The sequence below is a fragment of the Candidatus Pantoea persica genome (assembly GCF_013753875.1).
GTDB lineage: Bacteria > Pseudomonadota > Gammaproteobacteria > Enterobacterales > Enterobacteriaceae > Pantoea > Pantoea persica.
The window spans coordinates 267,216-294,089 of record NZ_SMDS01000017.1; the positions used below are offsets into that span (position 1 = coordinate 267,216).

Below are 26,874 nucleotides of genomic sequence, written 5' to 3' on the forward strand. Positions count from 1 at the left end.
GCCCCTCCCTATAATGGGGCGATGTTTCTCGCCAGCGGCGGCCCGCCGCCGCTGCGTCACTCTTAAGGAGCAAGTATGTCTCGCGAAATCAGTACGGAAAAAGCGCCAGCGGCGATTGGCCCCTATGTTCAGGGCGTGGATCTGGGCAGCATGATTATCACCTCCGGTCAGATCCCGGTCGATCCGGCCACCGGTGCGGTGCCGGACGCCATCGCCGATCAGGCACACCAGTCGCTGGAAAACGTGAAGGCGATCGTCGAGGCCGCCGGTCTGCAGGTGGGCGACATCGTAAAAACTACGGTGTTCGTGAAGGATCTCAACGACTTTGCCACCGTTAACGCCACCTATGAAGCCTTCTTTACCGAGCATAACGCCAGCTTCCCGGCGCGCTCCTGTGTGGAAGTGGCGCGTCTGCCAAAAGATGTGAAGATTGAGATCGAAGCGATCGCCCTGCGTCGCGAATCGATCGGGCGCGCTTCCCGTTGGCGGCAGCGCGCCCCGCTCTCTTCCGCTCTGCTGTTCGTGCGCTGCCGGTTACGGCCTCGCCTGAGACGCTTCTGCCCTCTTCCGCTCTTGCTGCTCTCTGCGCCACGGCTGCGGCTGGCGCCCCCGGCGAGTCGCGCTTCCTTGTGCCAGGTCAATCTCGCTGCGATTACAAGCCGCCACATCACTACATCTAGTAGCTAAAATCCATGGCGGCACAACATATGGCTAAAGGAGAGAGCATGGCAAAGGCAGTAGTAAAGCGCGACGGCTGTCGCCTAGCGTTTGACGCCGCCCGCATTGAGGCGGCAGTGCCGGCGGCCGCGCGCGCGGCTGAGTGCCCATTACGGCACCAACACGCCGGTCGACGAATGCTATGAATACGGCTTTACCGGCGAGTTCAGCTGCACCAGCCGCGGCTTTACCTGTCCCAGCTGCGGCAATCACGATCCGGCGCGGGTGTCGGTGACGCGCCGCGTCTGCGGCTATCTCGGCAGCCCGGACGCACGCCCGTTCAATGCAGGCAAACAGGAGGAAGTGCAGCAGCGGGTCAAGTATCTGGAGAGCGGGCCGCTGGGATGATGCATATCCACCGCTACTACGACGTCGATATCGTCAACGGTCCGGGCACGCGCTGCACGCTGTTTGTGGCCGACTGCGAGCATCAGTGGATCGACTCCGGTACGCCCTTTACGCTGCAGATGGAGGAGCGCCTGATCGCCGATCTGCAGGATCGCCGCATTTCCCGTCAGGGGCTGTCTCTGAGCGGCGGCGATCCGCTGCATCCGCACAACGTGCCGCATATCTGCCGGCTGGTGAAGCGCGTACGCGCCGAGTGCCCGGGCAAGGATATCTGGCTATAAACCGGCTACCAGCGCGCCGAGCTGAACCTGGCGCAGCGCGAGGTGCTGGCCGGTATCGACGTGCTGATTGACGGGCGCTTTATCGAGGCGGAAAAAGATGCGACGCTGCTGTGGCGTGGCAGCCGCAACCAGATTATCTGGGATCTGCGCAGCGAGCGCGGCTAGCGCGGGATCTGGTCCGATTCGATAATCTCCAGCCGCTCGCCGCCAAGCTGAAACGCGCGCTCGTGCATGCAGCGCGCGACCGCCTGCGCCGAGACGGCGAGCCAGTTGCCCGGCAGCACGTTAAACAGCGTTGCCATCAGACTTTCTCGGCGCGCTTGCGATCCCCCCAGTAGCAGCAAGGGACGGATCAGCGTCAGGCGTGGCCAGCCCTGATGACGTAGCGCCGTCTTCATTTCGCCTTTTACCCGACTGTAGAAGAACGGCAAGCGCCGGTTAGCGCCGTGCCCGCTTATAGCCACCATCTGCTTCGCCCCCAGCTGCAGACAGTTCAGGCCGGTATCCCACTACCAGGGTGTAGTCAACATGCAGGAACGCCGCTTTGCTGCCCGCCTCTTTGCGCGTCGTACCGAGACAGCAGAACACCGTATCGAGCGCGACATCCAGCGGGCACAGCACGTCAGTGAGATCCGCCTCGACCAAGTTCACCCCTTTTTCATCGGCAGCAACGGGCGGCGCGTTGGCGCGATAATCTCGTTGACGCGCGCATCCTGCACCAGTAAACGCAGCAGATGCGCGCCGACCAATCACGTTGCGCCAGTCAGTAATACTCGATGCATGTTGCCTCCCACTAAACAGTTGCTGTTAATCTGGAATATAGTCAGCCTTTGCCGCCCGGCTTGCTTTTTTAGCACAAACAACCAAGCTAAATTTGTTAACTAGGACAGCGCATGGCGCGCAAACCATTATCAGGAGGGAAAAATGAGCAAGAAGATTGCGGTGTTGATTACCGATGAATTTGAAGACTCAGAACTCACTTCGCCGGCTGACGCCTACAAGCAGACTGGCTTTGAGGTGGTAACCATCGAAGAAGAGGCGGGTAAAACCGTTACCGGCAAACAGGGCGAAGCTCAGGTGAAAATTGACCGCGCTATCGATGACGTCAGCCCGGCGGAGTTCGACGCGCTGCTGCTGCCCCGGCGGCTATTCGCCCAACTCGCTGCGCAGCGATGACCGCTTCGTCGCTTTTACCAAAGAGTTTGTCGCCAGCGGCAAACCGATTTTCGCTATCTGCCACGGTCCGCAGCTGCTGATCAGCGCGAACGGCGTACGCGGCCGCAAAATGACCTGCGTGAAGGCGATCGCCATCGACCTGCGCAACGCCGGCGCGGATTTCTACGATGAAGAGGTGATTGTGGATGATGACCGCCTGGTCACCAGCCGCACCCCAGACAATCTGCCCGCCTTTAATCGCGAATCGCTGCGCATTCTGCAGGCGCTGTAACGCGCTTTCCCTTTCCCTGCCGGGAAAGGGAATTACTCCTCGCCCCGTCGCCAGACGATTTTTTTGCCAAACCCCAGCGCGTTATCGGTCATTTTCACCTCGTCCAGCCGTATCTCCCACAGCGGCGCGGAAACCTTGCGCGACACCGGAAAACGCTTTTGATACGCCTTGCGCGCCTGCGCTTCCGCCTCGCCGTCAAGCCGCGCGATAACGCCGCGATACTGCACCCCTTTGATCAGCTGCACCGTTTTCGGCTGGCCGTTGACGGTGCCCGCCACCTGCGGGCTGGCGATAACCAGCGTTCCGTGACGGGTATCGGGCTCAGTCATCAGCCAGAACGCCATACGCGTCTCGTCGAAGACGTAGAAGCAGTTGGCGCACCAGAGATCGTCGTCGGCGTGGCAGCAGAGCGAAAGGACACGCTGTTTTTTCAGGTAACGCACCAGGTGAGAACGATCGGACACGCTGTTATGCTCCATGCAAAAAGCGCCGGATAGCCGCCGCGCCGCGGGCGCGCTACACTGCCGGCAGTTAAGGATCAGGAATCTGTATGATGAGTAGGGAGTGGCAGCTCTATATCGTGCAAACCGCCGCGGGCGTGCTCTATACCGGCATCACCACCGACGTGGCGCGACGCGTGGATCAGCATGAGAACGGGCGCGCTGCGCGCGCGCTGCGCGGCAGAGGCCCACTGGCGCTGGTCTACCGCTGCGACGCGGGCGATCGCGCCGCCGCGTCGCGTCTTGAGTACCGCGTCAAGCAGCTCAGCCGGCAGCAAAAGCTGCGGCTGGTGGCGCATCAGCCCGGCTGCCTCGACAGCTGGCTCACGCAAAACGGTTGAATGGGTTCGGCGAAATCGACCAGCCCTTCTGCACCAACGAAGGCGTCGTCCGCCAGGCGATAGACCTGAAACGCCGCCTCGGAGCCCTGCCAGCGACAATGCAGCGCGTGGGGCGCCGCGGGCTCGAAGCCAAACCGGTTGTAATAGGCGGGATCGCCCACCACCACCACCGCGCTATAGCCAAATTCATTCAGGGTATCCAGCCCGGCATAGATCAGCTGCTCGCCGATTTTCTGGCCGTGCACGCTTTCATCCACCGCCAGCGGGGCCAGCCCGACCCAGTTGCGGTCCTCGCCCTGCAGCGTCACCGGACTGAAGGCGGCATAGCCCAGCACCTGCCCTTCATCATCCGTCGCCACGACGCCCAGCGTGAGCAGTCCATCCTCCCGCAGCCGCTGCACCAGCTCGGCCTCGGCTTCGCTCTTAAAGCTGCGTCTTAACAGGCTGTCGATGCCGGCGGCATCTACCCCAATTTCTGTGCGAATTAACATACACTCTCCGCGCGCGCCTGTGCGGCCTTCGCGTCCTGTTTTATTCCTGCTTCAACAAACGCAGCCAGCTGCTGCAGTCCCGTGCGTAACGCCGTGGTCATGGCCTCAAGTTCCAGAGCATCCATCAGGTTTTTCACCTCCAGTCCTAGCTCCGTATCGCCTTCAATCACCAGCAGAAGCTGGAAAAACAACATATCGGGGTCCACGTTACGGGCGGCGACCAGCAGCAGATCGTTGGCATTGCCGCGAAACCAGACGTCCGCTTCCGCGTCCTGCATGACCTTAAGCCTTCCCGCTTCAATGGTGTAATTCTGCGTAAATTGACATCGGCGATGTCAATGCCCAGATGACGCGCCTGCAGAAAGTCTAACTCACCTTCCGCCAAAGCATGGCGAAATTGCCAGTTTAGGAGTTGTTGCAGAAAAGCCTTTTTCACGGGAAACGGCGTCAGCGAAACGGGTAACGCGAGGAATTTGGAGCCTTTTTTCACTAAGCCGGCACGTAACTGATCAAACACGTGGTCTATCTCCCTTCAGAAAATTTCAGCTATATTGCCATATCTGCCGCCGCGCACCGCAGCCAAGATCAATAATTTTGGCGCCTGAGCGGGTGAAATTTCCGCCATCTGCGTCGCCAACTGGCGATTCACTGCCTTAAATCAACGTTTTCCGCCAGCCGCTTGCCCAGACTCTGACGCCTCACCCTGTCGACAAGGAAAGAGTATGGAACTGCTGTGTCCGGCCGGCAATCTGCCCGCCGTACGTTCAGCGGTGGAGAACGGCGCCGATGTTGTGTATGTAGGACCCAAAGATGACACCAACGCGCGCCACTTCGCCGGGCTGAACTTCACTGATAAAAAGCTGGCGGAAACGGCGCGCTATCTGTTGTACCAGCACCGCCGCAAGCTGCATGTCGCCATTAATACCTTCGCCCATCCCGACGGCGTGGGCCGCTGGCAGCGCGCCATCGACGTGGCGGCGCAGAATGGCGCCGATGCCCTGATCCTCGCTGATATCGCCACGCTGGAGTATGCGTCGCAGCGCTATCCCAACGTCGAGCGCCATCTCTCGGTGCAGGCCTCCGCCACCAATCTCGAGGCGGTGCGCTTCTACCACCGCCACTTCGCGCTGAGCCGCAAGGTGCTGCCGCGCATGCTGTCGCTGCATCAGGTCAGGCAGCTGGCGCGCAGCACGCCGGTTCCGCTGGAAGTGTTCGCCTTTGGCAGCCTGTGCATTATGGCTGAAGGCCGCTGCTACCTCTCCTCCTGGCTGACCGGCGAGTTGCCCAACAGCGCCGAGGCCTGTTCGCCAGCCAAATTGGTGCGCTGGCAGCAGACGCCGAAAGGGATGGAGTCGAGCCTCAACAACGTCCTGATCGATCGCTACGTGCCGGATGAGAGCGCAGGCTACCCCACGCAGTGCAAGGGACGCTATCTGGTCGACGGCCAGCGCTATCACGTGCTGGAGGAGCCCACCAGCCTGAATACGTTGTCGCTGCTGCCGGATCTGCTGCGCGCGGGGATCGCCTCGGTGAAAATCGAGGGTCGCCAGCCCAGCCTATGTGGCGCAGGTGGCGCGCGTCTGGCGCCAGGCGATCGACCGCTGTAAACAGGCGCCGGAGCAGTTTGAGGTGGCCGCCCCATGGCAGACGGAGCTCGATGCGCTGTCCGAAGGCTCGCAAACCACCCTCGGGGCCTATCATCGTTAATGGCAGTAAAGAGAACAGAATGCGATACGCACTGGGTTCGGTGCTATGGTACTGGCCGACTGAGCGGCTGGCGGACTTTTATCAGCAGGCGGCGAACAGCGACGCGGAGATTATCTATCTCGGCGAAGCGGTGTGCACCAAGCGCCGCGCTACCGCCTGGGCGCGCTGGATGGAGATAGCGCGCGAGCAGGCGGCGAGCGGCAAACAGGTGGTGCTGAGCACGCTGGCGCTGTTGCAGTCCCCCTCCGGGCTAAATGAGCTGAAGCGCTACGTCGAAAACGTCGAGTTCCTGATCGAAGCCAACGACTTCGGCGCGGCTAATATGGCGGCCGAGCGCGGGATGCCGTTCGTCGCCGGCCCGACGCTAAACGTCTATAACGTCGAGACCCTGCAGCTGCTGCTGCAGAGCACCGCGCTGCACATTCGCGATCGCTTTGAGGTCGAGGTGCTGGGCTATGTATGGCCATCTGCCGCTGGCGCTGTCGGCGCGCGGCTTTACCGCCCGCGCCGAGCATCGCGCCAAAGATGACTGCCAGAGCTGCTGTATCAACTACCCCAACGGCCGACGCGTCTATTCGCTGGAGGGGCAGCTGGTGTTTGTGCTGAACGGCATTCAGACCATGAGCGGCTATTGCTACAACCTTGGCAACGATCTCGCAGGCATGCGCGGCTGGGTCGATATCTTACGTCTGTCGCCGCAGGGCACGGAAGATGCTGGGTGAGATCGTCCGCTTCCGCGCTAATGAAGCCGGTCAGGCGCCGCTGATGATGGCCAGAGAGAACGACTGCAACGGCTACTGGCGCAAAGTCGCCGGCATGACGCTGATCCCTTCCGCCTGAAAGGCACATACAGGCTAGCCGACTGCGGTTGTTAGCAGTTTTAATATGGGCATTATTACGTAATACTGGTTGGTGCAGGTTAATCATCACTTGCGCCATACCCAACTGGAGTGACCATGTCTGAGAAAAAATCCCTTCGTCTGCTGGATCTGGCACCGATTCCTTAGGGCTCAACCGCGCGCGATGCTTTCCATACGTCGCTGGCGCGTCAGGCGGAAGCGCTGGGCTATCAGCGCTACTGGCTGGCAAAGCACCACAATATGACCGGCATCGCCAGCGCGGCGACCTCGGTCTTGATCGGCTATCTGGCTGCAAATACCACTATGCTACATCTCGGTTCGGGCGGCATTATGCTTCCGAACCATGTGCCGCTAGTGATTGCCGAACAGTTCGGCACGCTGGCGTCGCTCTACCCCGGCCGTATCGATTTAGGCTTAGGCCGCGCGCCAAGCTCCGATCAGCGCACCATGATGGCGCTGCGCCACCACCTTTCCAGCATGCAGGCTGACACCTTCCCGGAAGATGTGCAGGAGCTGATCAACTTGTTCGACGCGGATGAAGAGGCGCTGCCGCCGGTTCAGCCGGTGCCCAGCCTCGGCCTGAAGATCCCGGTCTGGCTGCTCGGCTCCAGCCTCTACAGCGCTCAGCTGGCGGCGAAGCTGGAGCTGCCCTTCGCTTTTGCCTCGCACTTTGCTCCCGATCTGCTGTTCCAGGCGCGGCACCTGTACCGCGAGAAGTTCCAGCCCTCCGCGCGTCTAGATAAGCCCTACCCCTACACCATGGTCTGCATCAACGTGGTGGCGGCCGACAGCGAGCGCGACGCCCGCTTCCTATTCACGTCGCAGCAACAACAGTTTATCAACCTGCGCCGCGGCAAGCCGGGCCCGCTGCCTGCGCCGGTGGAGAACATGGACAACCTCTGGTCGCCGTCGGAACAGTGTGGCGTGTAGCAGGCGCTGAGCATGTAGCTGGTCGGCGACGGCGACAAGGTAAGCCACGGTCTGGCTGCGCTGACGCGTGAAACCCAGGCGGACGAAATCATGGTCAATGGCCAGATCTTTGACACTGAGGCGCGCCTGCGCTCCTTTGCCGCCGCCATGGAAGCAGCACGCTCGCTCTGATGCGCTCTGGCGGTGGGCGCGCCTTAAGGCCCTACCGCCAGCTAGCGCACGTCGCGCGCGGGCGACTGGCCGAAGTAACGGCTATTCGCGGCTGAACTGCGACGCGCTCTGATATCCCACGCGATAGCCCGCCGTTCCGGCATCCAGCTTTTCCACCATCATCAGGCGACGCGCTTTGCTGAGACGCAGCTGTTTCTGATACCGCATCGGCGTCATCGCCGTCACGGCCTTGAAGTGATGATGCAGCGAAGAGGTGCTCATGCCGACGCGGCTGACCAGCCGGTCGACCTTCAACGGACGATAAAAATTCTCGCGCCGCCTGCGCCACCTTGTTGCCTAGTCGCTCCGCCAGCGCCATATTGAGGATGCGTCCCCCTCCCGGCCCGGTCAGCAGCCGATAGAAAATTTCCTGCTCGATCAAGGGCGCCAGCGCGGCAATATCCTGCGGCTGATCCAGCAGGCGTATCAAGCGGATAACCGCGTCGACCAGCAGCGGCGACACCTTGTGGGCGGCAATGCCGCGCTCGTTGCGTGCTTCCGCCAGCGCAGCGCCGGGCGGAAACTGCTCGAGAAAGCGCATCAGCCGTGACTCGTTAATGGCGATGCCGAGATTCGGCTTTTCCGGCGTGGCGACCGTGACGCAGGAGCGCACCGGCATATCCATCGTCACTAGCAGCAGATCGCCAAGGCCGTAGTGGATCACATCTTCGCCTATGCGCAGTGCTTTGCCGCCCTTCGCCACCAGCGCGAAGCTGGCCCATTGGGCATGATAGATTGGCTCAGAGGGCCGTGAGTTATGGCCAAACAAAGAGAAAATCGATCCCGCTGTCGTGACGGCCATCGTCTGGCGCATGGCGCGCGATAAGCTGCGCCAGCTGCTGTAACTGTGCGGGTTCCGCGATGCTTTACCTCCGCTTTTTTGCCTTTTTCGCCTCACCGCATGTTACCCGAACCGGCGGCAAACGCAGCCGGGGTCGGAGGAGATTTGCAGGATCGTGCAAGAGACTTGCACGATTGCGCTACCGTCGCGCCGCGTCGAAAGCGCATATTTTGCAAACGCGATACTCAGGTGGAGAAACGATATGAAAGCACTGAGAGGAAAGATTGTGCTGGTGACGGGCGCCTCTAAAGGGATTGCCGCGACCTTTGCCGCTGCGGGCGCCTGTGTGGTGGTCAACTATCGACAGGATGAGGCCGGCGCGGCGGATGTGGTCAGCGACATTCGCACGCTGGGCAGCGAGGGCGTGGCGGTGCAGGCGGATATCTCGCGCGAAGCGGATGTGGCACGCCTGTTCGAGACCGCGCAGGCGCACTTCGGCGCGCCCGATATCGTGGTCAACAATGCTAGTCTGTTCCACCACGGCGCGTTCAGCGCCCTTTCGCTTGCCGATAGCCACTTTCCCGCGCGTGGCGGCTGCATCATTAACCTGAGCGCCCTTGATAGCCAGCAGAGCACGCCGGGCTCGGTGCTCTGGGCGGCCACCAAAGGGGCGATCGATACGCTGACGCAGGGGCTGGCACGCGAGCTGAGACCGCGCAACATTCGCGTCAACGCGCTGGCACCCGGTATGATCCTGACCGAAGGGCTGCTGGCGGCGAAGAAGCTCAGCCCGCAGCTTAAAGCGCAGCTGCTGGCGGCGGCGCCGCTGGGACGCTTTGGGCTGCCGGAGGATGTGGCGCAGATCGAGCTGTTTCTGGCGTCGGACGATGCCGTGTACGTCAGCGGAGAGCGCGTCCTTATTTCTGACGGCGCGTAAAGCAAAAAAAAAAGGAAGCCCTGAGGGCTTCCCTTTTTATTTATCAGCCAGGCTGATTATCAGAACTCGCGACGACGCGGCGCAGCTGCGCCCTCTTCACGACGCGGGCCACGGCCGCCTTCGTGGTTGAAGCTGCCGCGGTTGCCTTCGCGTCGGCCCTCACGACATTCGGAAGAGAAACGACGTCCACTTTCGCGACCGCCTTCACGGTTGCCGCCACGACGCTCACCGCCGAAATCACGACCACCGCCATGACGCTCGCCGCCACGTGAATCAGACTGCGGCTGCGCATCGCCCAGCAGCTGCATATTCATCGGCTTGTTGAGAATACGCGTGCGGGTGAAGTGCTGCAGGATCTCGCCCGGCATGCCTTTCGGCAGCTCGATGGTTGAGTGAGTGCCGAACAGCTTGATGTTACCGATGTAACGGCTGCTGATGTCGCCTTCGTTGGCAATTGCGCCGACGATGTGACGAACTTCAACGCCGTCATCGCGGCCCACCTCAATGCGGTACAGCTCCATTTCGCCAACGTCACGACGCTCGCGACGCGGACGATCACCGCCTTCACGGTTGTCGCGCGCTTCACGCGGGCTGCGGCGGTCGTCACGACGATCGTCACGATCGCGGAACTCACGACGCTGCGGACGCGGTGCGTCCGGCTGTACGATCAGCGGACGCTCGCCCTGCGCCATTTTCAGCAGCGCGGCAGCCAGGGTTTTCATATCCAGATCGTCCTGCGGAGAGAGTTTCTCCAGCAGCGCGCGGTACTGGTCCAGATCGCTGCTTTCCAGCTGCTGCTGTACGCGGCCAGCGAATTTCTCCAGACGGCGAGTACTCAGCAGTTCCGCGTTCGGCAGTTCCACTTCTGGAATGGTCAGCTTCATAGTGCGCTCGATGTTGCGCAGCAGGCGACGCTCGCGGTTCTCGACGAACAGAATCGCACGACCGGCACGACCGGCGCGGCCGGTACGACCGATACGGTGTACGTAAGACTCGGCATCCAGCGAGATGTCGTAGTTAACGACCAGGCTGATGCGCTCAACGTCCAGACCACGCGCAGCAACGTCGGTCGCAATCAGAATGTCGAGACGGCCATCTTTCAGACGCTCCAGGGTCTGCTCGCGCAGCGCCTGGTTCATGTCGCCGTTCAGCGCGGCGCTGTTGTAACCGTTACGCTCCAGCGCTTCGGCCACTTCCAGCGTGGCGTTTTTGGTGCGCACGAAGATAATGGCGGCGTCGAAGTCTTCCGCTTCCAGGAAGCGAACCAGCGCGTCAGTTTTACGACCGTAGGCGGTCCAGTAAGACTGGCTGATGTCCGGGCGCGTCGTGATGCTTGACTGGATGCGTACTTCCTGCGGATCTTTCATAAAGCGCTTGGTGATGCGGCGGATCGATTCCGGCATGGTCGCTGAGAACAGCGTGGTCTGATGACCTTCCGGGATCTGCGCCATGATGGTTTCAACGTCTTCGATGAAGCCCATACGCAGCATTTCGTCCGCTTCGTCCAGCACCAGACCACGCAGGCTGGAGAGATCAAGCGTACCGCGCTTCAGGTGGTCGAGCAGACGACCCGGGGTGCCCACCACAATTTGCGGGCCCTGACGCAGCGCGCGCAGCTGTACGTCATAACGCTGGCCGCCGTAAAGGGCCACAATGTTAACGCCACGGATGTGTTTAGAGAATTCAGTCATCGCTTCTGCAACCTGAACTGCCAGTTCGCGGGTCGGCGCCAGCACCAGAATCTGCGGTGCGTGAAGAGAAGGATCGATGTTGTTTAACAGCGGCAGCGAGAACGCCGCGGTTTTGCCACTGCCGGTCTGCGCCATACCCAGCACGTCACGGCCCGCCAGCAGGTGAGGAATACACTCAGCCTGGATCGGAGAAGGCTTCGCGTAGCCCATGCCGTTCAGTGATTCAAGGATGTCGGCATTCAGGCCCAGATCAGCAAAAGTGGTTTGAATATCAGTCATGTAGTACACGTGCCTCTTAGATTGCGGCGGCCAGTCTACATAACTCGTCGTGAAAATTTTCAGTCATTTTCATCAAAAAGTGTGAACCGGCTCAAATTAGAAGTTTTAACGAACAGAAAAGCCCATCATCCCGGAAGATGATGACTTGACGGGGTAGTTCAGGCAATAAAAGTTCGTCAGCTATTGCTGGTCAGATTCTGATAAATCGTCTTGTGTCTGGCAGAGTTGCGCCAGTTCCAACAATGCGTATTGGTGTTCAACAACGTTGTTGACGTTGTTGGCCACCACCAGTTTGAACAGCGCTTTCGCGTTATCCTTCTCCCCCCAGACTTAGATAGTACTTACCTAAATAGAAGTTGGTTTCACTAAGATGTTCAGCGAGCGAGGTGTTATCCGTTGCGTCTGCATTGAGACGTTCCATCTGCGTGCTTTCACTGATGTCGCCAAGGTAGAATTCGACAATGTTCCATCCCCATTGATCGCGAGCCACTTTGTCGTAGCGCTGTTGCAATGCTACTTTCGCCTTGTCTGCATCCATCTCGCGTTCATCGAGATAGAGCTAGGGGCTGCGAAAAGGATCGCTGGGATCGTCTTGATAAAACGCCTGCAGATCACCTTGCGCTAACTTGTATCGACCGCCGTAATAGAGGGCGATACCACGGCTTAAATGCGCATAGTTGTAAGTTGGATCAAGCTCAAGTACAGAATCAAATGCTTCATAGGCAGCATCAAAATGGCCTGCCTGCGTTAAGTATATGCCGAGATAGTTAAACACTTCCAGCATATTAGGTTTCATAGACAGCGCTTTCGAGAAATCGTTCCGCGCCAGGTCTCTCAGACCGAGACTATCATACAACACTCCGCGCTCATATAATAGCTGTGCGCGTTCATCATAAGTAAGGGCGCGACTAGCAAGAATTTGTTCCATGCGCGCCAGTATAACTTCCTGCTGCAGTGTGGGCTGTAGAGGTACTACAAGAACTTCGTTCTTACGCCAATTGGAGTTGCTGCATCCTGCCAGCGTGATAGCTGTCGCAACAAAACACCAGCGCAAAAAAGGCTTCATTTCCCTCTCCGGATACAAACATTAGGACAACCCCCCTATCATCCGCCTGCTGCGCACAAGGATTCCCGCCCTCGCGATGACACAAACGCCTCTCCCATCCGCTCTGGGATAAGGAGAGGCAAACAGGGAATTACTCTGCGTCTGGCGTGCTGGTCACGGCAGCATCTTCGCCCTGAGGCTTAGATTCTGTCGCTTCTTTGATGCTCAGACGGACGCGGCCCTGACGGTCCACTTCCAGAACCTTAACCGGCACTTCCTGGCCCATCTGCAGGTAGTCGGTCACTTTCTCTACACGCTTGTCTGCGATCTGAGAAATGTGCACCAGACCTTCCTTGCCGCCGCCGATAGCGACGAAGGCACCGAAGTCGACGATGCGCGTGACTTTACCGTTGTAAACGCGACCCACTTCGATCTCGGCAGTGATTTCTTTGATGCGACGAATCGCCTCTTTCGCCTTCAGGCCGTCGGTCGCCGCGATTTTCACGGTGCCGTCGTCTTCGATTTCGATGGTGGTGCCGGTCTCTTCCGTCAGCGCACGGATCACGGAACCGCCTTTACCAATCACATCTTTGATCTTGTCTGAATTGATCTTGATGGTGTAAATGCGCGGCGCGAACTCAGAGATCTCTTTACGCGGCGTGCTGATCGCCTGCTCCATCACGCCCAGGATGTGCAGACGCGCACCTTTGGCCTGATTCAGCGCAACCTGCATGATTTCGCGGGTGATGCCTTCGATTTTGATGTCCATCTGCAGCGCGGTGATGCCTTCACGGCTACCGGCTACTTTGAAGTCCATGTCGCCCAGGTGATCTTCGTCGCCGAGGATGTCGGACAGAACCACAAACTTCTCGTCTTCTTTCACCAGGCCCATCGTGATGCCCGCAACGGCCGCTTTGATCGGCACGCCTGCGTCCATGAGCGCCAGGGATGCGCCACATACGGAAGCCATAGAAGAAGAACCGTTAGACTCGGTGATTTCAGAAACTACACGTACGGTGTACGGGAACTCTTCCTGCTTCGGCATTACAGCCAGCAAGCCGCGCTTCGCTAGGCGACCGTGACCAATTTCACGACGCTTCGGCGAGCCGACCATACCGGTTTCGCCTACCGAGTACGGAGGGAAGTTGTAGTGGAACAGGAAGCTGTCGGTACGTTCGCCCATCAGCTCGTCCAGGTTCTGCGCGTCGCGCGCGGTACCCAGCGTCGCGGCGACCAGCGCCTGCGTTTCGCCACGGGTGAACAGCGCCGAGCCGTGGGTACGCGGCAGTACGCCGGTGCGCACGTCCAGACCACGGATCATATCTTTTTCACGGCCGTCGATACGCGGTTCGCCGTTCAGAATACGGGTACGTACCACGTTCTTTTCCAGGCTGCGCACGATATCACCGATTTCAGCGTCGTCCAGCGTCTCATCTTCCGCCAGCAGCGCTGCGATGGTTTCGTCTTTGATAACGCCAACCTGCGCGTAACGCTCCTGCTTGTCGGTGATGCGGTAAGCGTCGCTGATACGAGCTTCAGCCAGTGCGGAAACGCGTGCGATCAGCGCGTCGTTAGCCGGTTCAGGCTGCCAGTCCCAGCGCGGTTTGCCCGCTTCTGCAACCAGTGAATTAATGTTTTCGATCACAACCTGCTGCTGCTCTTGGCCGAACACCACTGCGCCCAGCATCTGATCTTCAGTCAGGATGTCCGCTTCGGATTCAACCATCAGTACTGCGTTCTGCGTACCGGCGACCACCAGATCCAGGCGAGACTGTTTGATCTCGTCCGCGGTCGGGTTCAGCACATACTGGTCGTTGATATAGCCGACGCGCGCTGCGCCGATAGGGCCGTTGAACGGAATGCCTGACAGCGACAGCGCGGCAGAGGCACCGATCATCGCGACGATATCCGGGTTAACCTGCGGGTTAACAGACACCACGGTGGCAATAACCTGCACTTCGTTCACGAAGCCTTCCGGGAACAGCGGACGAACCGGGCGGTCAATCAGACGCGCAATCAGGGTTTCGCCTTCGCTCGGACGGCCTTCGCGACGGAAGAAGCTGCCCGGGATGCGGCCAGCAGCGTAGGTACGCTCCTGGTAGTTTACGGTCAGCGGGAAAAAGTCCTGGCCGGCTTTGGCTTTTTTCTGGCCGACAACGGTAACGAAAACGGCAGTGTCGTCCATGCTGACCATAACGGCTGCGGTGGCCTGGCGCGCCATCATGCCGGTTTCCAGCGTGACGGTATGCTGACCATATTGGAACTGACGTACGATCGGGTTCAGCAAAATGAATTCCTTAACTTCGGGGCAACGCCTCTCTGGCGTGCCATGGATTACCGATCTTCAGTTACATCCTCGCGACTAATGACAACCTTTAACCGAATCTGCGGTAAAGCCTCTCATTAGCCGCGCGAACCTCTGCAAACGAAGATCACTCACTGCAACAATACATGAGTTTGGTCCGGATTGCTGCGCATTGCTCGAAAAAAGGGGCCATAAAGGCCCCCTTTTCGCGAAACTCGCACGAATCTGATCGCAAGACGCGTTTTTTTGCAAAGTGTTGCACTACATCTTTGATCAGATTCTTCAGACTTAGCGACGCAGACCCAGGCTTTCAATCAGGCTGGTGTAACGCGCAACGTCTTTACGCTTCAGGTAGTCCAGCAGCTCACGACGCTGAGATACCATGCGCAGCAGACCGCGACGGCTGTGATGGTCTTTTTTGTGCTCAGAGAAGTGACCCTGCAGGTGATTAATCTGAGCAGTCAGCAGAGCAACCTGAACTTCGGTTGAGCCGCTGTCGTTAGCACCTCGACCGTATTTGGCAACGATCTCTGCTTTAGCTTCTACGCTTAGAGACATAATAAACTCCATTAATAAATGAATGTATGGGTGCCGATCTCTAATTCAGCCACCTGCTTTAAAGCCGCGCTATTCTACTCTTCGCCCGATAGCAACGCAAATGCGGCGTTACGCGGGAAACTCGACGACCAGGCGGCGCGGCGCCACCCGTCCGTCACTGGCGATCTCCGCCATACCGATAAACTTCTGCTCGTCGCCTTCGGTGACGCGCACCAGTCCTTGCGGCGGCGTATTGGTCGCCTGAACCGGCATGCCCTGCTTGAAGCTGGCCGCCACGGCGGAGGGCAGATTCACCACAGGAAATTCTTCCGCCGGACTATCCATCGGCAGCAGCAGCACGTCGAGCGGCGCGTAATCGGGCGTCTCCGCCGCGTTTAACGTTGCCGCCACGGCCTGCAGCTGCTCCAGCGTCGTCATCTTGTCGATCGGGTAGCGTGCTACCTGCAGTCGACGCAGCATAATCACATGCGCGCCGCAGCCGAGCTTTTCGCCTAGATCGTCAATAATAGTGCGGATATAGGTGCCTTTAGATACGTGGATTTCCAGCTCCAGCTCATCGCCTTCCCAGCGAATAAACTGCAGCTCAAAAACGGTGATTGGCCGCGCTTCCCGCGGCACGGTGACGCCTTCGCGCGCATACTCATAGAGCTTGCGCCCCTGGTATTTCAGCGCCGAAAACATGGTCGGCACCTGCATCGTCTCGCAGCGAAAACTCTCCAGCGCCGCGTCGAGCATCTGCTGGTCAATATTCACCGGGCGCGTTTCGACGATATTGCCGTCGGCGTCAGAGGTATCTGTGCGTTCGCCGAGTCGCGCAATCACGCGATAGCGCTTATTAGAATAGAGCAGATATTGCGAAAACTTGGTGGCTTCGCCGAGGCAGATGGGCAGCATGCCGGTCGCCAGCGGATCGAGCGCGCCAGTATGGCCCGCCTTGTTCGCGTTAAACAGGCGCTTGACCTTCTGCAGCACATCGTTGGAAGACGCGCCCTGCTGTTTATCCAGCAGGAACACGCCGTGGACGTCACGACCGCGACGACGAGGACGACTCATCAGTCCTCCTTGTCATCTTCCGCCGGGTTCTCCCCGCGACGCTCGACATCGTTCTTGATCACGTTAGAGACCAAGTTCGACATGCGCATCCCTTCGATCAGCGAGTTATCGTAGAAGAAGGTCAGCTCCGGCACGATGCGCAGGCGCATCGCTTTGCCGAGCAGGATACGGATATAGCCAGACGCCTCTTTCAACGCTTTCAGGCCGTTTTTCACCGCGTCCTCATCCTGATCGTTAAGGAAGGTGACGAATACTTTAGCATAGGCGAGATCGCGCGAGACTTCCACGCCTGATACCGTCAACATCATGCCAAGACGCGGATCTTTAATTTCGCGCTGCAGGATGATAGCAATCTCTTTTTGCAGTTCCTGCGACACGCGCTGTGGGCGACCAAATTCTTTCGCCATAGTCATCTCTCCAAAATAATTCGGGAGGCCAGAGGCCTCCCAAATTGCAACACATCGCGTAATGCTTATTCGATGGTGCGTTTAACTTCAATAACTTCGAACACTTCGATCATATCGCCAACGCGAACGTCGTTGTAGTTCTTCACGCCGATACCGCACTCCATGCCGTTACGCACTTCGTTAACGTCGTCTTTGAAGCGGCGCAGTGATTCCAGCTCGCCTTCACAGATCACCACGTTATCGCGCAGTACGCGAATCGGGTTGTGACGCTTGATGTTGCCTTCGGTAACCATACAGCCAGCGATCGCGCCGAATTTCGGTGACTTGAACACGTCACGGACTTCAGCCAGACCGATAATCTGCTGTTTGAATTCAGGCGCCAGCATGCCGCTCATCGCCGCCTTCACTTCGTTAATCAGGTTATAGATGACGGAGTAGTAACGCAGGTCAACGTTTTCAGCATCGATGACGCGACGCGCAGAGGCATCGGCACGCACGTTGAAGCCCAGGGTGATGGCGTTGGAGGCCGCAGCCAGCGTCGCGTCGGTTTCGGTGATACCACCTACGCCCGAACCGATAATCTTCACCTTCACTTCGTCGGTGGAGAGTTTCAGCAGCGAGTCGGAAATCGCTTCTACAGACCCCTGTACGTCGGACTTCAGCACGATGTTCAGCTCGGACACTTCGCCTTCGGTCATGTTGGCGAACATGTTTTCCAGCTTCGATTTCTGCTGACGCGCCAGCTTTACTTCGCGGAATTTGCCCTGACGATAGAGAGCAACTTCACGCGCTTTCTTCTCGTCGCGCACCACGGTCGCTTCGTCACCCGCAGCCGGCACGCCGGAGAGGCCGAGGATCTCAACCGGGATAGACGGACCCGCTTCCAGCACTTCACGGCCCAGCTCGTCGCGCATCGCACGCACGCGGCCATATTCGAAGCCGCACAGCACGATGTCGCCCTTGTTCAGCGTACCTTCGCGCACCAGCACGGTAGCAACCGGACCACGACCTTTATCCAGGAAGGATTCGATTACCACGCCGCTCGCCATGCCTTCACGGATAGCGGTCAGCTCCAGCACTTCCGCCTGCAGCAGAATCGCGTTCAGCAGGTCGTCGATGCCGGTACCGGCTTTTGCAGAGACGTTGACGAACATGTTTTCGCCGCCCCACTCTTCCGGGATTATGCCGTACTGCGTCAGCTCGTTCTTCACGCGATCCGGATCGGCTTCTGGCTTATCGATTTTGTTAACGGCAACCACCACCGGCACGCCGGCCGCTTTCGCGTGCTGGATCGCTTCGATGGTCTGCGGCATCACGCCGTCGTCTGCAGCCACGACCAAGATAACGATATCCGTCGCCTGCGCACCACGCGCACGCATCGCGGTAAACGCGGCGTGGCCCGGGGTGTCGAGGAAGGTGATCATGCCGTTGTCGGTTTCGACATGGTAAGCACCAATATGCTGGGTAATACCGCCCGCTTCGCCAGAGGCGACTTTGGTTGAGCGAATGTAGTCCAGCAGCGAGGTTTTACCGTGGTCGACGTGGCCCATGATGGTCACGACCGGCGCGCGAGATTCCTGCGCGGCATCGGTATCACGATCGCTCATTACCGCTTCTTCCAGCTCGTTTTCGCGGCGCAGGATCACTCTGTGACCCATCTCTTCCGCTACCAGCTGCGCAGTTTCCTGATCGATAACCTGGTTGATGGTTGCCATCGCGCCCATCTTCATCATCGCTTTGATGACCTGGGAACCTTTCACAGCCATTTTGTTGGCCAGCTCGGAAACGGTGATGGTTTCGCCGATTATTACGTCACGGTTAACCACCTGAGCAGGCTTGTTGAAACCCTGCTGCAGCGAGCTTGGCTTGCGATGTTTGCCTCCCTTGCCGCCGCGAGTCGCCGCACGCGCTTCTTCGCGGTCGGTTTTGGCTTCAGAGTGCTTGTTGCCTTTTTTCGCCGGACGCGCCGCTTTCGCGGTGGTGCGCGCAAGAGCGCGGCCCGCTTCTACCTGGCGGTCATTTTCGTCTTCCGCCTGACGAGCATGGGTAGAGGTGGTGACGTGATAGTCGCCTTTATCCTCTTCCTCTGGTTTCTCCCACTCGGCCGATTTCTCTTCGGCCAGGCGTCGCACTTCTTCCGCAACGCGACGAGCGTTCTCTTCCAGCTTACGGCGCGCTTCTTCTTCAGCTTTACGCTTCAGTTCAGCCACTTCCGCCTCGCGACGGGCTTTATCGGATTGTGCAGCCTTGGTCATATCGTCGGTTTGATGATGCGTCACTTTCTCTTTTTCCGCGGCTTCACACTTCGCCTTTTCAGCGGCTTCGCGCTTGGCTTTCTCTTCGGCTTCACGTTGCGCTTTTTCTTCAACTTCGCGACGGGCTTGTTCTTCAGCCTTGCATTGCGCCTTTTCTTCCGCTTCACGCTGAGCCTGGGCTTCTGCTTCTGCCTGTTCAGCTTCCGCATCACCTTTTACATAGGTGCGCTTTTTGCGGACTTCGATTTGCACCGATTTACTTTTGCCCCCGGTGCCCGGGATATTCAAGGTACTACGCGTCTTACGCTGCAATGTTAGCTTGCTTGAGCCAGTCTGACCATGCTCACGATTGAGGTGAGACAGTAAAGTTTCTTTCTCTTGCTGCGTGACCGCGTCGTTCTCCGACTTGCGGATCCCCGCGTCAGCAAACTGCTGAACCAGGCGATCGACCGGGGTCTGAATCTCTGCGGCCAGCGATTTTACGGTTACATCTGTCATGCTGTTCCTTCCTGTTATTACGCGTCATCGCCGAACCAGCAGATATTTCGCGCGGCCATAATCAGCGCGCCGGCTTGCTCATAATTCAGCCCTTCAATATCCGTCAGGTCGTCGACACCTTGCTCGGCGAGATCTTCCAGCGTGCAAACGCCTTTCGCCGCCAGGCAGTACGCCAGCGCACGATCGAGACCGTCGAGATTCAGAAGATCCTCAGCAGGCTCCTGATGACCACGGCTCTCTTCTTTCGCCAGCGCCAGGGTGGTTAACGCATTTTTTGCTCGTTCACGCAGGGCTTCTACAGTCTCTTCGTCCAGACCATCAACGTCTAACAATTCGTTGATCGGCACGTATGCCAGCTCTTCCAGCGAAGAGAAGCCCTCTTCCACCAGTACGGTGGCGAACTCTTCGTCGATGTCGAGATGTTTGGTAAACATATCGATAGCAGCATGCGCTTCGGCCTGGTGTTTCGCCTGCAGATCATCGACGGTCATCACGTTCAGCTCCCAGCCGCTCAGCTGAGACGCCAGACGCACGTTTTGGCCGTTACGGCCGATCGCTTGAGCCAGATTACCGGCTTCGACAGCGATATCCATCGTGTGGTTGTCTTCATCAACCACGATTGATGCCACGTCGGCCGGCGCCATGGCGTTAATGACAAACTGCGCCGGGTTGTCGTCCCACAGCACGATATCGATACGTTCACCGCCCAGCTCGCTGGAAACAGCCTGTACGCGCGCGCCGCGCATACCGACGCAGGCGCCAACCGGATCGATGCGTTTGTCATTGGTTTTCACCGCAATCTTCGCGCGTGAGCCCGGATCGCAAGCGGCTGCTTTAATTTCGATGACCTCTTCGCCGATTTCCGGCACCTCGATGCGGAACAGCTCGATCAGCATTTCCGGCTTCGAGCGGGTCACAAACAGCTGCACGCCACGTGCTTCCGGACGCACGGCGTACAGCACGCCTCGAATACGGTCACCTGGACGGAAGTTTTCGCGCGGCAGCATATCTTCACGCAGAATCACCGCCTCGGCGTTGCTGCCAAGATCTAGGGTGATATTGTCGCGATTTACCTTTTTCACCACGCCGGTGATGATGTCGCCTTCGTATTCGCGAAACTGATCGACCACCATCGCGCGCTCGGCTTCGCGCACTTTCTGCACGATAACCTGCTTCGCGGTCTGGGTGGTGATACGGTCGAAGGTGACCGATTCGATCTGATCTTCAACATAATCGCCCAGATTGAACGCTTCGTCTTCGAAGCGGGCTGCTTCCAACGTGATCTCGCGCGTCGGCTGCGTCACTTCTTCTACGATTTCCCAACGGCGGAAGGTGTCGAAGTCACCGCTTTTGCGATCGATGCTGACGCGAACGTCAATCTCTTGCTCGTATTTCTTCTTGGTTGCAGTAGCCAGCGCGCTCTCCAGCGCTTCGAAGATTTTCTCAAGCGGCAGGGCTTTTTCGTTAGAAACGGCTTCTACAACAGCTAAGATCTCTTTGTTCATCCTGGTTAGCCTCAATCCGGACTTTTAAAAGTGGGGGACCAGGTTCGCTTTCTGAATATTGCTCAGCGCGAACACCTCATCTTTGCCCTCAACGGTCACCGTCACCATTTCGCCGTCGACCGACTTAATGATGCCCTGCCATTTACGGCGATTTTGTACCGCCATACGCAGAACCAGACTCACTTCTTCACCCATAAACCGCGTGTAGTGTTCGGAAGTAAAGAGCGGGTGATCCAGCCCCGGTGAGGAGACTTCAAGGTTGTAAGCCACGGTGATAGGATCTTCCACATCCAGAACCGCGCTTACCTGGTGGCTGACATCCGCGCAGTCGTCGACATTGATGCCATATTCACTATCAATATAGATGCGCAGGGTTGATGTGCAACCACGAACGAATTTAATTCCGACCAGTTCGTAGCCAAGCGCTTTTACCGGAGCCGATACCAACTCTGTCAATTTTTGCTCTAATTCTAATGTGGACAAGCCCACCCCCAAGACATAAAAAAGGGCTTAATAGCCCAGTGATGCGATTTCCTGATAACAAAAAACCCCGAAAATTCGGGGCTTTTTGTGACTGGACCCTGTACGCCGCAATGCGGCTCGGCACTGCCCAGAAGAATTTTTTTCAAAAATCGCTGCGATGCGCCCGTCGATGCACACAGTATATTTGAAAAAGAACTCTAAGGGAAAGTGGTTGCGGGGGCCGGATTTGAACCGACGACCTTCGGGTTATGAGCCCGACGAGCTACCAGACTGCTCCACCCCGCGTCCGAAAACGTGACGAATGTTACGCCGATAATGCACTTTATGCAAGTGATACTACGATTTGGTACCGAGGACGGGACTTGAACCCGTAAGCCCAATCGGGCACTACCACCTCAAGGTAGCGTGTCTACCAATTCCACCACCTCGGCACTTTTCAGTGCAGCGACCTGAATCTGTCGCGCCGCAAGCAGACGAACTTACTTCGGGATATCATTACCCGGCGTGGCCGGTTGTGCAGGCTGCTGAGTCGGTTGCGTTGACTGAGCCGGCGCTGACAGATTTTCCCACTCGCTTCCCTTCGAAGTCTTATTGGTGTTCAGGTTATCCAGAACAAGGCTGATGATAAAGAACAATACCGCCAGGATGCCGGTGGTGCGAGTCATGAAGTTACCTGAACCCGTAGAACCGAACAACGTTGCGGATGCGCCTGCACCGAATGAGGCTCCCATATCAGCGCCTTTACCTTGCTGCAGCATAATCAGACCCACAAGGGCGATAGCGACAATAAGGAAAACAACTAAAAGAGCTTCGTACATAATCAACCGGTTTCCTTGCGCGTTAACCGCACAGTTAAGCTTCTGCCATTACCATTACAGAGGGGCCGTGTCGTCATCACACCATCGGAAACGGGTATGAATACTAACCAAAGGCGTATACCTCTGCAAGCGCAATTTTCACCGAATGATTCGACTGCGGAAAAAGCGCCATGCTGATAATTTTAGTGGCGGTTTGGCGCAAAACCGTCCGCCGCCAGCGTTTTAAATCGCCTTGACGCGATCGGCGATGCGATGCGCCAGTTCGGTGATCTGCGCTTCATCTTCGCCTTCGACCATGACGCGGATCAGCGGCTCGGTGCCCGATTTGCGCAGCAGCACGCGGCCGCGTCCCGCCAGGGTTCTCTCCACCTCCGCCGTCACGCTTTTCACCATTTCATCTTTCAGCGGATCGTTGTTGCCGCTGAATCGCACATTGACCAGCACCTGCGGCAGCATTTTCATGCCGCTGCAGAGATCGTGCAGGCTCATGTGATTGCGCACCATGGCGGTAAGCACTTGCAAACTCGCTACAATGCCGTCGCCGGTGGTAGTTTTATCCAGCAGAATAACGTGGCCGGAATTTTCCGCGCCGAGACGCCAGTGCTTCTCCTGCATCTTCTCCAGAACGTAGCGGTCGCCCACTTTGGCGCGCGCAAACGGAATGCCGAGCTGCTTCAGCGCCAGCTCCAGCCCCATATTGCTCATCAGGGTGCCGACCACGCCGCCGCGCAGCTGCCCCTGACGCAGCCCTTCCCGCGCGATGATATAGAGGATCTGATCGCCGTCTACCTTCGCGCCCAGATGATCCACTATCATGATGCGATCGCCATCGCCGTCGTAGGCCAGACCTAAATCCGCCTTCTCCGCCAGCACGCGCTGCTGCAGCAGCCGCAGGTCGGTGGCGCCGCACTCTTTGTTGATATTCATACCATCGGGCTGGGTGGCGATGGCAATAACCGTCGCGCCCAGTTCGCGCAGCACGTTGGGCGCGATATGATAGGTGGCACCGTTAGCGCAGTCGACCACGATTTTCAGCCCGTTCAGGCTCAGCTCACTGGGGAAGGTGCCCTTGCAGAACTCAATGTAGCGGCCAGCGGCGTCGACAATGCGGCTGGCGCGGCCCAGTTCAGCGGACTCGACGCAGGTCAGCGGCTTCTCCATCTCCAGCTCGATCGCCTCCTCTACCTCGTCCGGTAGCTTGGTGCCTTCGGCAGAGAAGAATTTAATGCCGTTATCGTCGAACGGGTTGTGCGACGCGGAGATAACGATGCCCGCCTCGGCGCGGAAGGTGCGCGTCAAATAGGCGATAGCAGGCGTCGGCATCGGGCCGGTAAAGGCGGCAGAGAGACCCGCCGCCGCCAGGCCCGCTTCCAGCGCCGACTCCAGCATATAGCCGGAGATACGCGTATCTTTGCCAATCAGCACCTTTCTTGAGCCGTGACGCGCCAGCACCTTGCCCGCCGCCCAGCCCAGCTTCAGGATAAAATCAGGGGTGATCGGCGCTTCGCCGACCTTGCCGCGAATGCCGTCTGTACCGAAATATTTACGATTACTCATGCCTTAATTATCCTTTTGCTCTCCGTGTCGCTTTGACCACGCGCATCGCCTCGACCGTCTCTTTTACATCATGCACTCGAATGATCTGCGCGCCCTGCATGGCGGCGATGGTCGCGCAGGTCAGGCTGCCCGTCAGACTCTGTAACGAGCCGACGTTTAACAGCTGACCAATCATCGACTTGCGCGACATGCCCACCAGCAGCGGCAGCCCGAAATGGTGAAAATGGCTGAGATGGGCCAGCAGTTCATAGTTGTGGCTAAGATTCTTACCGAAACCGAAGCCAGGGTCGAGAAGCAGATTCGCTTTTTTAATGCCCGCCGCCTCGCAGCGTGCTATCTGATCAACGAAGTAAGCATCCACTTCGCTTACTATTTTCTGATACGCCGGCGCCTGCTGCATGGTGCGCGGGTCGCCCTGCATATGCATCAGGCAAACCGGCAAAGCGGTTTCCGCCGCCGCAGCCAGCGCGCCAGGTTCTGACAGCGACCGAATATCGTTAATGATGTGAGCGCCCGCTCGTGCCGCTTCCCTTATCACTTCAGCCTTAGATGTGTCGACGGAAATCCACACCTCGAAACGCTGCGCAATCGCCCCTACGACCGGAATCACGCGCGCCAGCTCCTCTTCGATGCTGACCTCGTCCGCGCCTGGTCGGGTCGACTCCCCGCCCACGTCGATAATGGTCGCGCCGGCGTTGACCATCTTGTTGGTATGCGTCAGCGCTTCCACCAGCGAATTGTGTTGGCCACCATCTGAGAAGGAGTCCGGCGTAACGTTTAAAATTCCCATCACGTGGGGAAACGACAGATCGAGATGGTCATCGCGGGCGTACAACTTCATGACGAAAACTTCCTTTTTTTACCTGATTACGGATGTAAAAAACCCCAGCCGGGGTTTTATTAGGGGGCAAACCCTGTTATTTATCGAACTGCTCTGACATGGTGTTGCCAAGGTTCGGCGTGCGCGGCTCGTCGACCGGGCGCGGCGCCTTTGGCGTAGCGTTGCTGTCGGAGTTGCTGCCCGGATCTTCCCAGCCAGCTGGCGGACGCACTTCGCGGCGCGCCATCAGGTCGTCGATCTGCAGCGCATCGATGGTTTCATACTTCATCAGCGCATCTTTCATCGCGTGAAGGATGTCCATGTTCTCGCCCAGAATACGGCGCGCGCGCTGATAGTTGCTGTCGATCAGGTGTTTCACTTCCTGGTCGATAATGTGCGCGGTTTCGTCAGACATATGCTTCGCTTTCGCGACGGAGCGACCGAGGAACACTTCGCCCTCTTCTTCCGCATAGAGCAACGGACCCAGTTTTTCCGAGAAGCCCCACTGCGTCACCATGTTGCGCGCCAAGTTAGTGGCCACTCTGATGTCGTTGGATGCACCGGTGGAGACGTGCTCCGCGCCATAGATAATCTCTTCAGCCAGACGGCCTCCGTACAGGGTCGAAATCTGGCTCTCCAACTTCTGACGGCTGGCGCTAATCGCATCCCCTTCCGGCAGGAAAAAGGTCACGCCCAGCGCGCGACCGCGCGGGATAATGGTGACCTTGTGCACCGGATCGTGTTCCGGCACCAGGCGACCGATAATGGCGTGACCCGCTTCGTGATAGGCAGTAGACTCTTTCTGCGCTTCCGTCATCACCATGGAGCGACGTTCCGCGCCCATCATGATCTTGTCTTTTGCTTTCTCAAACTCCACCATCGACACTACGCGCTTGTTGCTGCGCGCGGCGAATAGCGCCGCTTCGTTCACCAGGTTGGCAAGATCCGCACCGGAGAAGCCCGGCGTACCGCGCGCGATAATCGCTGCGTCGATATCGGTCGCCAGCGGTACGCGACGCATATGCACTTTCAGAATCTGCTCACGGCCGCGCACGTCCGGCAGACCTACAACGACCTGACGGTCGAAGCGGCCTGGACGCAGCAGCGCCGGGTCAAGCACGTCTGGACGGTTGGTCGCCGCGATGACGATAATGCCTTCGTTGCCTTCAAAACCATCCATCTCAACCAGCATCTGGTTCAGGGTCTGCTCACGCTCATCGTGACCTCCGCCTAAGCCTGCGCCACGCTGGCGGCCAACGGCGTCGATCTCATCGATAAAGATGATGCAGGGCGCCGCTTTCTTCGCCTGTTCGAACATGTCGCGCACGCGAGACGCACCGACGCCGACGAACATTTCGACGAAGTCAGAACCGGAAATGGTGAAGAACGGCACTTTGGCCTCGCCCGCAATGGCTTTCGCCAGTAGGGTTTTACCGGTACCCGGAGGACCGACCATCAGCACGCCTTTCGGAATTTTACCGCCCAGCTTCTGGAAACGGCTCGGTTCGCGCAGGTATTCCACCAGCTCGCCGACTTCCTCTTTCGCTTCGTCACAGCCGGCAACGTCAGCAAAGGTGGTTTTGATCTGGTCTTCCGTCAGCATGCGCGCCTTGCTCTTGCCAAAGGACATCGCGCCTTTGCCGCCGCCCTGCATTTGACGCATAAAGAAGATCCACACGCCAATCAGAAGCAGCATCGGGAACCAGGAGATAAAGATCGAAGCCAGCAGGCTCGGCTCCTCCGGCGGTTCGCCAACCACTTTGACGTTTTTAGTCAATAGGTTACCGAGTAACTTAGGATCATTGACAGGAATGTAGGTGATGTATTTATTACTGTCTTTTTTGATTACGTTAATCTCACGCCCGTTAATACGTGCCTCGCGGACCTGCTCCTGGTTCACTTCCGACAGGAAGGTTGAATAATCAACCCTACGGCCATTCGACTCGCTGGGCCCAAAGCTCTGGAATACTGACATCAGCACGACCGCGATGACTAACCAGAGAATCAGGTTTTTCGCCATGTCACTCAAGGGATTAACCTCATATTACAA

18 protein-coding genes, 2 tRNA genes and 10 pseudogenes are annotated in these 26,874 nt (G+C 58.2%); 9 read left to right on the forward strand and 21 right to left on the reverse strand.

Annotation, left to right across the window (positions count from 1 at the left end; genetic code table 11):
- Positions 1-75: 75 nt before the first annotated feature.
- The 3 pseudogenes from EIO60_RS08300 to nrdG all read left to right on the forward strand — a co-directional run.
- Positions 76-459: pseudogene (locus EIO60_RS08300) on the forward strand (RidA family protein); the annotation flags it as partial.
- 366 nt (positions 460-825) lie between these two features.
- A pseudogene (gene nrdD, locus EIO60_RS08305) lies at positions 826-1,065 on the forward strand (anaerobic ribonucleoside-triphosphate reductase); the annotation flags it as partial.
- Positions 1,065-1,511 (forward strand): annotated as a pseudogene (nrdG, locus tag EIO60_RS08310) (anaerobic ribonucleoside-triphosphate reductase-activating protein). The pseudogenes nrdD and nrdG, both read left to right, overlap by 1 nt.
- Here the strand turns inward: nrdG and EIO60_RS08315 are convergent.
- Positions 1,508-2,095 (reverse strand): annotated as a pseudogene (locus tag EIO60_RS08315) (Rossmann-fold NAD(P)-binding domain-containing protein). The pseudogenes nrdG and EIO60_RS08315 overlap by 4 nt on opposite strands.
- A 175-nt stretch (positions 2,096-2,270) precedes the next feature.
- Between EIO60_RS08315 and EIO60_RS08320 the strand changes: the two are divergent.
- Positions 2,271-2,793 (forward strand): annotated as a pseudogene (locus tag EIO60_RS08320) (type 1 glutamine amidotransferase domain-containing protein).
- 32 nt (positions 2,794-2,825) lie between these two features.
- On the opposite strand, the gene EIO60_RS08325 reads toward EIO60_RS08320, so the two are convergent.
- Positions 2,826-3,257, reverse strand: a complete 432-nt coding sequence (locus EIO60_RS08325; protein ID WP_258576484.1) for a YhbP family protein — start codon at positions 3,255-3,257, stop codon at positions 2,826-2,828.
- 89 nt (positions 3,258-3,346) lie between these two features.
- On the opposite strand from EIO60_RS08325, the gene EIO60_RS08330 reads away from it, so the two are divergent.
- A complete protein-coding gene (locus EIO60_RS08330; protein ID WP_258576549.1) occupies positions 3,347-3,634 on the forward strand; it encodes a GIY-YIG nuclease family protein in 288 nt (95 codons plus the stop codon).
- Here EIO60_RS08330 and EIO60_RS08335 read toward each other — a convergent pair.
- Complete coding sequence (locus EIO60_RS08335) at positions 3,592-4,125, reverse strand: GNAT family N-acetyltransferase (protein WP_258576485.1); 534 nt, start codon at positions 4,123-4,125, stop codon at positions 3,592-3,594. The two genes, EIO60_RS08330 and EIO60_RS08335, sit on opposite strands and share 43 nt — an antisense overlap.
- A pseudogene (ubiT, locus tag EIO60_RS08340) lies at positions 4,119-4,642 on the reverse strand (ubiquinone anaerobic biosynthesis accessory factor UbiT). The gene EIO60_RS08335 and the pseudogene ubiT overlap by 7 nt, the downstream one beginning before the upstream one ends.
- A 205-nt stretch (positions 4,643-4,847) precedes the next feature.
- Here ubiT and ubiU point away from each other — a divergent pair.
- The 3 pseudogenes from ubiU (at position 4,848) to EIO60_RS08355 (ending at position 7,793) form a co-directional block, all read left to right on the forward strand.
- Positions 4,848-5,832: pseudogene (gene ubiU, locus EIO60_RS08345) on the forward strand (ubiquinone anaerobic biosynthesis protein UbiU).
- A gap of 19 nt (positions 5,833-5,851) precedes the next feature.
- Positions 5,852-6,672: pseudogene (locus EIO60_RS08350) on the forward strand (U32 family peptidase).
- Between the two features lie 116 nt (positions 6,673-6,788).
- Positions 6,789-7,793: pseudogene (locus EIO60_RS08355) on the forward strand (luciferase-like monooxygenase).
- Positions 7,794-7,824: 31 nt separating this feature from the next.
- Here EIO60_RS08355 and EIO60_RS17165 read toward each other — a convergent pair.
- Positions 7,825-8,646 (reverse strand): AraC family transcriptional regulator, encoded by an 822-nt coding sequence (locus EIO60_RS17165; RefSeq protein WP_445082597.1) that lies wholly within the window; start codon positions 8,644-8,646, stop codon positions 7,825-7,827.
- Positions 8,647-8,875: 229 nt separating this feature from the next.
- Here EIO60_RS17165 and EIO60_RS08370 point away from each other — a divergent pair, with 229 nt between their 5' ends.
- Entirely contained in the window at positions 8,876-9,550 is a 675-nt protein-coding gene (locus EIO60_RS08370; RefSeq protein WP_258576486.1) for an SDR family NAD(P)-dependent oxidoreductase, read from the forward strand.
- A 59-nt stretch (positions 9,551-9,609) separates the two neighbouring features.
- Here the strand turns inward: EIO60_RS08370 and EIO60_RS08375 are convergent, their stop codons facing one another.
- From EIO60_RS08375 to ftsH, 16 genes and pseudogenes are all read right to left on the reverse strand, one after another.
- Positions 9,610-11,520 carry a DEAD/DEAH family ATP-dependent RNA helicase gene (locus EIO60_RS08375; RefSeq protein ID WP_258576487.1) on the reverse strand — a complete coding sequence of 637 codons (1,911 nt, stop codon included), beginning with the start codon at positions 11,518-11,520 and terminating at the stop codon, positions 9,610-9,612.
- 16 nt (positions 11,521-11,536) lie between these two features.
- Positions 11,537-11,593, reverse strand: a complete 57-nt coding sequence (yrbN, locus tag EIO60_RS16670) for a protein YrbN (RefSeq protein ID WP_100229640.1) — start codon at positions 11,591-11,593, stop codon at positions 11,537-11,539.
- A gap of 107 nt (positions 11,594-11,700) precedes the next feature.
- A pseudogene (gene nlpI / locus EIO60_RS08380) lies at positions 11,701-12,586 on the reverse strand (lipoprotein NlpI).
- Between the two features lie 130 nt (positions 12,587-12,716).
- Complete coding sequence (pnp, locus tag EIO60_RS08385) at positions 12,717-14,852, reverse strand: polyribonucleotide nucleotidyltransferase (RefSeq protein WP_258576488.1); 2,136 nt, start codon at positions 14,850-14,852, stop codon at positions 12,717-12,719.
- Between the two features lie 306 nt (positions 14,853-15,158).
- Positions 15,159-15,428 carry a 30S ribosomal protein S15 gene (gene rpsO, locus EIO60_RS08390; protein WP_258576489.1) on the reverse strand — a complete coding sequence of 90 codons (270 nt, stop codon included), beginning with the start codon at positions 15,426-15,428 and terminating at the stop codon, positions 15,159-15,161.
- 108 nt (positions 15,429-15,536) lie between these two features.
- A complete protein-coding gene (gene truB / locus EIO60_RS08395) occupies positions 15,537-16,481 on the reverse strand; it encodes a tRNA pseudouridine(55) synthase TruB (RefSeq protein WP_258576490.1) in 945 nt (314 codons plus the stop codon).
- Positions 16,481-16,888: a 30S ribosome-binding factor RbfA gene (gene rbfA, locus EIO60_RS08400; protein WP_258576491.1), complete on the reverse strand. Its 408-nt coding sequence runs from the start codon at positions 16,886-16,888 to the stop codon at positions 16,481-16,483. Before rbfA ends, truB begins: the two co-directional genes overlap by 1 nt.
- Before the next feature lie 65 nt (positions 16,889-16,953).
- Positions 16,954-19,641, reverse strand: a complete 2,688-nt coding sequence (gene infB / locus EIO60_RS08405; RefSeq protein ID WP_258576492.1) for a translation initiation factor IF-2 — start codon at positions 19,639-19,641, stop codon at positions 16,954-16,956.
- A 17-nt stretch (positions 19,642-19,658) separates the two neighbouring features.
- Positions 19,659-21,146 (reverse strand): transcription termination factor NusA, encoded by a 1,488-nt coding sequence (nusA, locus tag EIO60_RS08410; protein WP_258576493.1) that lies wholly within the window; start codon positions 21,144-21,146, stop codon positions 19,659-19,661.
- Positions 21,147-21,170: 24 nt separating this feature from the next.
- Positions 21,171-21,629: a ribosome maturation factor RimP gene (gene rimP / locus EIO60_RS08415; protein WP_258576494.1), complete on the reverse strand. Its 459-nt coding sequence runs from the start codon at positions 21,627-21,629 to the stop codon at positions 21,171-21,173.
- A gap of 208 nt (positions 21,630-21,837) precedes the next feature.
- Positions 21,838-21,914 (reverse strand) — tRNA-Met (locus EIO60_RS08420).
- A gap of 59 nt (positions 21,915-21,973) precedes the next feature.
- Positions 21,974-22,060 (reverse strand) — tRNA-Leu (locus EIO60_RS08425).
- A 48-nt stretch (positions 22,061-22,108) separates the two neighbouring features.
- Complete coding sequence (gene secG, locus EIO60_RS08430) at positions 22,109-22,447, reverse strand: preprotein translocase subunit SecG (protein ID WP_258576551.1); 339 nt, start codon at positions 22,445-22,447, stop codon at positions 22,109-22,111.
- A gap of 222 nt (positions 22,448-22,669) precedes the next feature.
- Positions 22,670-24,004 (reverse strand): phosphoglucosamine mutase, encoded by a 1,335-nt coding sequence (gene glmM, locus EIO60_RS08435; protein ID WP_258576495.1) that lies wholly within the window; start codon positions 24,002-24,004, stop codon positions 22,670-22,672.
- A gap of 7 nt (positions 24,005-24,011) precedes the next feature.
- Entirely contained in the window at positions 24,012-24,845 is an 834-nt protein-coding gene (folP, locus tag EIO60_RS08440) for a dihydropteroate synthase (RefSeq protein WP_258576496.1), read from the reverse strand.
- Positions 24,846-24,921: 76 nt separating this feature from the next.
- Complete coding sequence (ftsH, locus tag EIO60_RS08445) at positions 24,922-26,844, reverse strand: ATP-dependent zinc metalloprotease FtsH (protein WP_258576552.1); 1,923 nt, start codon at positions 26,842-26,844, stop codon at positions 24,922-24,924.
- Positions 26,845-26,874 lie beyond the last annotated feature (30 nt).

Excerpts from the sequence above, each read along its gene's own strand:
- EIO60_RS08330 (WP_258576549.1), top strand. The coding sequence starts at position 3,347 with ATGAGTAGGGAGTGGCAGCTCTATATCGTGCAAACCGCCGCGGGCGTG.
- EIO60_RS08335 (WP_258576485.1), bottom strand. The coding sequence starts at position 4,125 with ATGTTAATTCGCACAGAAATTGGGGTAGATGCCGCCGGCATCGACAGC.
- EIO60_RS17165 (WP_445082597.1), bottom strand. The coding sequence starts at position 8,646 with ATGCGCCAGACGATGGCCGTCACGACAGCGGGATCGATTTTCTCTTTG.
- EIO60_RS08370 (WP_258576486.1), top strand. The coding sequence starts at position 8,876 with ATGAAAGCACTGAGAGGAAAGATTGTGCTGGTGACGGGCGCCTCTAAA.
- EIO60_RS08375 (WP_258576487.1), bottom strand. The coding sequence starts at position 11,520 with ATGACTGATATTCAAACCACTTTTGCTGATCTGGGCCTGAATGCCGAC.
- rpsO (WP_258576489.1), bottom strand. The coding sequence starts at position 15,428 with ATGTCTCTAAGCGTAGAAGCTAAAGCAGAGATCGTTGCCAAATACGGT.
- truB (WP_258576490.1), bottom strand. The coding sequence starts at position 16,481 with ATGAGTCGTCCTCGTCGTCGCGGTCGTGACGTCCACGGCGTGTTCCTG.
- rbfA (WP_258576491.1), bottom strand. The coding sequence starts at position 16,888 with ATGGCGAAAGAATTTGGTCGCCCACAGCGCGTGTCGCAGGAACTGCAA.
- infB (WP_258576492.1), bottom strand. The coding sequence starts at position 19,641 with ATGACAGATGTAACCGTAAAATCGCTGGCCGCAGAGATTCAGACCCCG.
- nusA (WP_258576493.1), bottom strand. The coding sequence starts at position 21,146 with ATGAACAAAGAGATCTTAGCTGTTGTAGAAGCCGTTTCTAACGAAAAA.
- secG (WP_258576551.1), bottom strand. The coding sequence starts at position 22,447 with ATGTACGAAGCTCTTTTAGTTGTTTTCCTTATTGTCGCTATCGCCCTT.
- glmM (WP_258576495.1), bottom strand. The coding sequence starts at position 24,004 with ATGAGTAATCGTAAATATTTCGGTACAGACGGCATTCGCGGCAAGGTC.
- folP (WP_258576496.1), bottom strand. The coding sequence starts at position 24,845 with ATGAAGTTGTACGCCCGCGATGACCATCTCGATCTGTCGTTTCCCCAC.
- ftsH (WP_258576552.1), bottom strand. The coding sequence starts at position 26,844 with ATGGCGAAAAACCTGATTCTCTGGTTAGTCATCGCGGTCGTGCTGATG.